Annotated in this window: 5 protein-coding genes and 1 pseudogene; 3 read left to right on the top strand and 3 right to left on the bottom strand. The window is 70.2% G+C overall.

Features of this window, described 5'->3' with window-relative positions; translation table 11 throughout:
• Both G3N98_RS17850 and G3N98_RS17845 read right to left on the bottom strand, forming a co-directional pair.
• Positions 1-707, bottom strand: a pseudogene (locus tag G3N98_RS17850) (3-deoxy-D-arabino-heptulosonate 7-phosphate synthase); the annotation flags it as partial.
• 156 nt (positions 708-863) lie between these two features.
• On the bottom strand, positions 864-1,625 hold the full coding sequence (locus tag G3N98_RS17845; protein WP_206148798.1) for a fumarylacetoacetate hydrolase family protein: 762 nt from the start codon (positions 1,623-1,625) through the stop codon (positions 864-866).
• A 295-nt stretch (positions 1,626-1,920) separates the two neighbouring features.
• Between G3N98_RS17845 and G3N98_RS17840 the strand changes: the two genes are divergently transcribed.
• Together G3N98_RS17840 and G3N98_RS17835 are read left to right on the top strand one after the other, a co-directional pair.
• Positions 1,921-2,400, top strand: coding sequence for a universal stress protein (locus G3N98_RS17840; protein ID WP_089429556.1), 480 nt, complete (start codon positions 1,921-1,923; stop codon positions 2,398-2,400).
• Between the two features lie 11 nt (positions 2,401-2,411).
• A complete protein-coding gene (locus tag G3N98_RS17835) occupies positions 2,412-2,603 on the top strand; it encodes a DUF2964 family protein (RefSeq protein ID WP_089476025.1) in 192 nt (63 codons plus the stop codon).
• 103 nt (positions 2,604-2,706) lie between these two features.
• Here G3N98_RS17835 and G3N98_RS17830 read toward each other — a convergent pair whose 3' ends face one another.
• Positions 2,707-3,891: a tetratricopeptide repeat protein gene (locus G3N98_RS17830; protein WP_206148797.1), complete on the bottom strand. Its 1,185-nt coding sequence runs from the start codon at positions 3,889-3,891 to the stop codon at positions 2,707-2,709.
• Between the two features lie 299 nt (positions 3,892-4,190).
• On the opposite strand from G3N98_RS17830, the gene G3N98_RS17825 reads away from it, so the two are divergent.
• Complete coding sequence (locus G3N98_RS17825; RefSeq protein WP_206148796.1) at positions 4,191-5,924, top strand: site-specific integrase; 1,734 nt, start codon at positions 4,191-4,193, stop codon at positions 5,922-5,924.
• Positions 5,925-6,000: the final 76 nt, after the last annotated feature.

Below are 6,000 nucleotides of genomic sequence, written 5' to 3'. Positions count from 1 at the left end.
GCCGCGCCGCGCTGCTGCGACGCGACGCCCTGCGCGACGGCGACGGTGCTGCCTTCGAGCGGGCCCTGGCGCACCCACAGCGCCCGGTAGCGACGCACGTGCTCGTCCGATGCCAGTGCGGCGACGCGCAGCATGCGTTCGAGCGCGGGGCTGTCTTTCAGCTTGACGATGTCCTGCTCGAACGCGGCGTCGGTCGCCATGTCGGGCAGGGAGAGCAGGTGCAGCAGCGTGTCGTGCAGGTCGGCCCACGACGCGGCGGTGGCCGCCGCATGCAGCCGCGCGAGGCCGTCGCGTTGCCAGGGGCGGGCGCTGCGCTCGAGCTTGGCCGGGTGCGCGATCGCGTTGACGGCCGAGTGCAGCGCACGACGGTCCTGCTCGGCGTGCGCGGACAACGACGCGTATTCGCGCACGCTCGGCGCATCGTGCCGCAGCACCGCCGCCTGAAAGGCGGGATCGCCGGCGTGCGTATCCATCGCATCGCGGATCATCCGCGCGAGGGCGTCGATGAAGCGCTGCCGTAGCGCCGCGTCGGGCGTCCGTCCGTCGCTTCGCATCCGGCGCGCTTCCTCGATCACGATCGCGAGCGTGGCGGCCGGGTTCGCGGCGTCGGCCGGCGACAGCGTGCTGTCGAGCGGCGGCAGCCGGTAGCGGCGCGCGACGGTGCGCAGGGTTTCGTCGAGCAGGGCGGGAAGCGGTGTCAGCGACATGGTCGGTATCGGCTTGAAGGCGATGCGCGTGCCCGGGGGTTAGGGGGCGGTGGACGCGACGATGTGCAACGTTATCACGCCGGGTCGGTCGGCACGACGGCGCGGGCGTACCTGCGCGTCAGCGATCAGCGCAACCGCTCCCGCGCACCACAGGCATCACGCCGTCAACGTCACCGACAGGCTGCCGAGTTCGCCGAAGCGCACCGTCAGCGCATCGCCGAGCGGCACGTCGATCGCGCCCGCGTACGAACCGGTCGTCACGATCTGCCCGGCCCGCACGGCGTCGCCGCGTGACGCGAGGAAATTGACGAGCCACACCAGCGGCTTCAGCGGATCGCCGTCCGGATGACGGCCGTCGATCGCGCGGTTCAATGCGCCTTCGAACGACAGCGCCAGCGTCTCGAGCGGCACGTTCAGCCCGTCGGGCACGACCGGGCCGACGCACAGCCCCTGGTTGAATTGCCCGTCGGCCAGCAGCTCGAACTTCGACGCGCGCGTGGGCTCCGCATAGCGGCAACCGAGCACTTCGAGCACGATGCGCACTTCGCGGATCGCGGCGCGCACGTCCTGTTCGTCGTACGGCTGTTCGCGTGCAGGCAGGTCGCGATCGAGCACGAACGCGATTTCCGGCTCGATCCGCACGATCGGGCCGCCGACGACGCGGTACGGCGCATCGGCCTCGCGGATCGTCGACGCGAAGATCGGCGCGAGGATCACGCGGTCGGGCGGCGGCAGCGCGCATTTCCAGCCGCCGACGGGTTCGCCGAGCAGGTCGGCCACGCGTTGCTGGATCGCGAGCGCAGTTTCGACGTCCTCGGGGCGCAGCGCATCGGGCAGCAGCGGGCCGGGCGAGCCGGCATGGCGGGCGGCGACGAGATGCTGGGCGGCGCCGTCCACGCGTTCGGTAGTCGTTGTCATGTCGGTTGAGCGAGTTGAAAGTGGGCCGGCAAATAAGGGCCGGACGAAAGTCGCACATTCGATGATAGCGCTTTCGGCACGATGACCGCTCGATTGCGCTGCTTCGGCTTCGGTGTCAGCCAGGTTTGCGACCTTGCCGCAAGCGAGAGGTATCGGCGTCACGTCGCGGCGCTTTGCCGCACGGACGGTGTCGGGTCGACCTTGATCGCCATCAACATTCGAACCCGCCATCCGCCGATGATGGTGACAAGGCCGCGCGATCGGACGCGTGGCAACTCACCCCAGCGAGGTTCGCATGTACGAGAAGATCATGGTGGCCGTCGACGGCAGCGCTTCGTCGAAGCAGGCGCTTGCCGAGGCAGTGAAGGTCGCGCTGGCCGGCGACGCACACGTCAGCGTCGTGTATGTGGTGGACAAGTCGGTGCTGTTCACTTACGCGGGCCGTTTCGATCCGCACGCACTGGTCGAGGAGATCCGCGACGACGGGCGCAAGGTGCTGCGCGAAGCCGAGCAGATCATCGCGCTGGCCGGCGCGAAGGGCGAGGCCGAACTCGTCGAGACCGAAAGCATCGGCGAGGACATCGCGGAGCGCCTGCAGCGCTACGTGAAGGAAGGCGGGTTCGATCTCGCGGTGGTCGGCACGCACGGGCGGCGCGGGATCCGGCGCGTGCTGCTTGGGAGCGTCGCGGAGCGCTTCGTGCGCGGCTCGAAGTGCCCGGTGCTGCTGATTCGCGGCGACGATGACGACGTCGCGGCTACCGCCGCGGCTGCCTGACGCGGCGCGCGATGATTCGCCGCCAGTCCCGCATCGTCGTCGCGGCGATCGCCGTGTTCGTGTCGCTCGCGGGGATGATGGGCGTCGTGTCGGGGCTGCTGTTCGACAACGCGATGGCGCTGCACGGCGGCGCCATCGCGCTGGTCGTCGGCGTGGCCGGCTTCGTCGTGATGCTCAACCCGGGCGCGAAGGGCGAAGAGTGAGGCGGGCAGGCCCGCACGGCTGCTTGCGTCCGACCGGGCGGGAGACAGCCGGCACCCGCTTTCCGCAAGACCGGCAGCAGTTGCCGCCGCGCGGCTTTTCCACTTATTCGCTGGCGGTACCCGGCGCCTTCGTGTCGTCTTGCCCGATCCGTATCGCCAGCCGCTTCAACGTTTCCGCCAGCTCGTCGTTCTTCGGCTGAGTCTTCCGCGCTTGCGCGAACACCTCGCGCGCTTCATCCTGGCGGCCCAGTTTCCACAGCACTTCGCCCTTGTGCGTCAGCCCGGTCGCATGGGCTTCGCTTGCGTCCTTGTCCGTGTCGCCGCTCTTCGCGAAGATCGCAATCGAGCGGTCGAACCACGTCAGCGCCTCGTCGTTGCGGCCGAGGCGATACAGCGCCCAGCCCTTGCTGTCGAGCGCATACGCATCGTCCGGCGATTCCGCCAGATGCGCGTCGATCATCGCGAGCCCGCGCTCGACTGCGACGCCGGCGTCGGCGAGCCGGTAGCCGATGTCGTTCCGGCGATCGTCGGGAATCCTGTCGAGATCGAGCGCGGCGGCCACGCGCCCCTCGTCGCGTTCGGCGATCGCGAGCGACAGCAGCTTGGCGACGATCTGCTGCCGCAATTCGCTGCTGATCCGGTCGCGGTTGGCGACCAGGCTGCCGAGGTATTGCGTGTAGAGGTCAGGCGCGCCCGGCGCATTCGCGCTGTTCGCGATGGTCAGGCCCGGGCCCGCGCACCAGTCGGTGTCGGCCGACCCGGCGAGCGTGCCGGCGTAAAGATTGACGTTGCGCGGCGTGCGCGATTGCGCGTAGTAGGTGTAGCCGTTCGCATCCGAATAGCCGCACGCCAGGTATTCGTTCTCCACGTCCAGCACGTACGGGAAATGGCCGATCGGTGCCGAGCCGCCCGGCTCGACCAGCCGGAACGATTCGCCGAGATCGCCGTCGCCGACGATCGGGTTGAACACCCATTGCTGCTCCGGATGCAGCTTCGGCAGCCGGACCCGGACGGTGCGCCCGGCCGCGTCGGTCGTGCCGAAGATCACGCTGTCATGCTCCTCCGGCTTGACGGGCAGCCCCGCGATGACCTGACCGGGCAGGAACAGCCGGTAGCGCGCATTCGGCAGCGGCTGGTGCGTGACGGGGTCGCGCAGCACGAACTGGTGAACGTAAGCCCCTTTTCCGAGCGACGCCGTCGGTGCGATGTAGGTGCGTGCGTAGGCGGCGGGCAGGGCGGTGCAGCTCAAGGCCGCGGCAACGAGCGCGGCGAGAAGGCGGGATGTCATGAAATTCGGTTCTTGTTGGTAATGGTGTGATTGACGACGGCCGGAATTGCATTGGACGACCCACGCAGCCTTTGATATCCGGCTGCGCATATTGATACGGATGGCCGGATCGTCCAGCGCAGTTCAACGCGGAACCCGCCCGTCGCAACGTGATGCGAAGAAGCGGCGGACGGATGACGCGGGAATGCAGCGCGCAGCATAGCAGGCCACGTTGAGCGTCCTGCGTGTGAACGCGTATCTCGCCCGGAACCCCACGCACGACGTATCCGATCGCGCGCGCTTCTGTCAAACTCGCGGTCATGAAACCGCGCCTCGCCTCACCGCCTTCCTCCGATTCCACCCCTGCGCCCGCAGGCTTTCCCGACGCCGACGAACTGGCCGCGCTGCGTGCGTGGTACGCGGGCATGACCGTGCGCCAGGCCGTCGAGCGCTACCTGCCCGATCGGCTCGGCGAAGGGCGCTCGGCGCGCGGCGTGATCGGTGCCATTCGCCGCCGCCTCGTGCGCGTCGCGCGGCAGGCGGGCCGGCCCGATCTCGCGGAGCGGCTCGGTCATGCCGACGGTGAGCGTCTGCAGCAAGCGAAGGCGGCCGCCGAAGCGATCGGCCTGCTGCGTCATACGCGTGCGCCGGTCCCGCAGATCAGCGACGACGTCGGCCTGTGGCTGCCCGCGCGCGCGGTCGGCGCGCTGCGTGCGCACGGGATCGCGACGCTGGCCGATCTCACGGTGCGGATTCCGCGCCGGCGCCAGTGGTGGCGTGCGATCGCGGGCCTCGGCATGGCCGGTGCGCGGCATATCGAGGCGTTTTTCGCCGCGCATCCGGCGCTGACCGAACGGGCGCGCGCGCTGATCGCGGCGACGCCGCGCGGCAGCATCGTGCCGTGGGAGCAACTGAAGCTGCCGCACGAGGTCGACGGCTCGGCCGGCACCTTCCGCGCGCCGCGCGCGACCAGCACGCTCGATGCGGACAACGATTACGCGGCCGTGCACGCGTGGCTGTCGCTGCACGAATCGGCCGCGACGCGGCGGGCGTACCGGAAGGAGGCCGAGCGGCTGATCCTGTGGGCGATCGTCGAGCGCGGCCGCGCGCTGTCGTCGCTGACGACCGAGGATGCGGTCGCGTATCGCGCGTTCGTGCGGCGCCCGACACCGCACGAGCGCTGGGTCGGGCCCGTGCGGCCGCGCAGCGCGCCCGACTGGCGGCCGTTCTCGGGTGCGCTGTCCGCGCGCTCGGCCGCCTACACGCTGTCGGTGCTCGGCGCGCTGTTCCGCTGGTTGATCGAGCAGCGCTACCTGCTCGCGAATCCGTTCGCGGGCGTCAAGGTGCGCGACACGCGCGGCCCGAACGCACTCGACACGTCGCATGCGTTCACCGAAGGCGAGTGGCTGCTCGTGCGCACGATCGCCGACGGGCTCGAGTTCCGCAAGGGCACGCCGGCCGCGCCGCAGTCGGGCTGGACGCCGGCCGCCGCGCAACGGCTGCGCTTCATTCTCGATTTCGGCTATGCGACCGGGCTGCGCGCGAGCGAGCTGGTCGGCGCGACGCTCGGCGACATCGAGACCGATGCGCACGGCGACGCGTGGCTGAAGGTGATCGGCAAGGGCAGCAAGGCCGCGCGCGTCGCGCTGCCGCCGCTCGCGCGCACGGGGCTCGACCGCTTCCTGGTCGCCCGCCGGCTGCCGGTCACGCCGTCGCGCTGGCGGCCCGACACGCCGCTGATCCCGAGCCTCGCGGAAGACGGCGCGGCCGCGATCACGAGCGTGCGGCTGTGGAAGGTGATGCAGCGCTTCTTCGCGCAGACGGCCGATCAGGTCGAGGCCGACAACCCCGCGCTCGCGCAGAAGCTGCGGCAGGCCAGCCCGCACTGGATGCGTCATACGCATGCGACGCACGCGTTGGCGCGCGGCGCGGAGTTGACGACCGTGCGCGACAACCTGCGCCATGCGTCGATTTCCACGACGTCGATTTACCTGCATGGCGACGACGTGAAGCGGGCGCGGCAGATGTCGAGCGCGTTCGCGGCTGACAAGTAACGGCGTCTTGCGGATCGGCGCCGCGTCCGGAGACGGGGCGCGGTTGCAATCGGCGCCGCGCCGCCATGCGTTGTTC

This window comes from Burkholderia sp. Tr-20390, from assembly GCF_017104595.1.
In the GTDB taxonomy this organism is placed as follows: Bacteria; Pseudomonadota; Gammaproteobacteria; order Burkholderiales; family Burkholderiaceae; genus Burkholderia.
The sequence above is the reverse complement of the archived record's forward strand: the minus strand, read 5'-3'. Positions and strand labels throughout refer to the sequence as shown.